At 50.3% G+C, this 298-nt stretch carries 1 protein-coding gene; it reads right to left on the reverse strand.

Annotated elements, in window-relative coordinates; genetic code table 11:
* On the reverse strand, positions 1-298 hold a 298-nt coding region (locus KDM89_RS21570; RefSeq protein ID WP_230428020.1), incomplete at both ends, for a PfkB family carbohydrate kinase.

Genomic DNA, 298 nt, shown 5'->3' on the forward strand with positions numbered 1-298 from the left:
CAGCACCGGAAACATCAAATACTTCACGCGCAACAGCAGGGACGTGAGTGACGGTGTTTTCTGTGAACAAGGTCATTCCCTCTTCGGAACGGGTTAACAATAAGGCGCGTAAGTTCAGGGAACGGCGCAGATTCTGCGCTTTTTCCTGCAAGTCTGCCTCGGATGCCCAGTCACCGATAATCTGTTTGAGTTCCGACTTGTTGGGCGTGAGCAAATCTGCACCCGCATATTTAGAAAAGTCGCTGCCTTTCGGGTCGACCAGAACAATTTTTCCCTGTTGCTTAGCCAGTTGCAACAT

The organism is Cognatundibacterium luofuense (genome assembly GCF_018139685.1).
Taxonomy (GTDB): domain Bacteria; phylum Pseudomonadota; class Gammaproteobacteria; order Burkholderiales; family Burkholderiaceae_D; genus Undibacterium; species Undibacterium luofuense.